Origin of the sequence: Acidovorax sp. ST3 (assembly GCF_003231145.1) — a bacterium.
GTDB lineage: Bacteria > Pseudomonadota > Gammaproteobacteria > Burkholderiales > Burkholderiaceae_C > Acidovorax.
On sequence record NZ_QKVP01000033.1, the window covers coordinates 1 to 707 of the forward strand.

Genomic DNA, 707 nt, shown 5'->3' on the forward strand with positions numbered 1-707 from the left:
GGCGCCAGCGTGGCCTGCGACGGCCAGATTCTCGTCGTCGATGACGCGATCGGCCTGACCGTCGACCGCGTGCCGAAATTCGTCAAGGAATATGCCAGCTTGCGCGATACGGTGGGGAACGCTGCCGCCCGTTACGCCTCGGAAGTGCATGCACGCACGTTTCCTGGCCCCGAACATGTCTTTCGATCGAAGGGCGAAAAAGAATCATGAAACGTCCGCAAGTTGTTGAAACCGTTTCCGATCTGCGCACCGTCGTACGAGAGTGGCGCCGGCAGGGTCTGAGTGTTGCCATGGTGCCGACCATGGGCGCCCTGCATGACGGCCATGTCTCCCTGACACGCATCGCACTCGAGCGAGCCGACCGCTGCGTTGTGTCGATCTTCATCAACCCGACGCAGTTCGCACCGACCGAGGACCTCGACAAATATCCGCGCCAGCTCGCCGCTGATCTCGACCGACTGGCAGAAGCCGGCGTGCAGCTTGCCTTTACGCCGACAGCCGCGGAAATGTATCCGCACGGCTTCGACGCCAAGGTGGTCATCGGCGGCCCGTCGGCTGGACTGGAAACCGATTTCCGACCGACATTTTTCGAAGGTGTAGCCACGGTCGTTGCCAAGCTTTTCCTGCAGACCCTGCCCGACTGCGCGGTCTTCGGCGAGAAAGACTATCAGCAGCTCTGTGTGGTGAAGAAGCTCTGTCGAGATCTC

Annotated in this window: 2 protein-coding genes; both read left to right on the forward strand. The window is 61.1% G+C overall.

Annotation, left to right across the window (positions count from 1 at the left end; translation table 11 throughout):
* The coding region (locus DNK89_RS23365; protein WP_203422511.1) for a 3-methyl-2-oxobutanoate hydroxymethyltransferase at positions 1–210 on the forward strand (210 nt) is incomplete at its 5' end.
* A partial coding sequence (locus DNK89_RS23370) for a pantoate--beta-alanine ligase (protein ID WP_161958977.1) occupies positions 207–707 on the forward strand: 501 nt, incomplete at its 3' end. The genes DNK89_RS23365 and DNK89_RS23370, both read left to right, overlap by 4 nt.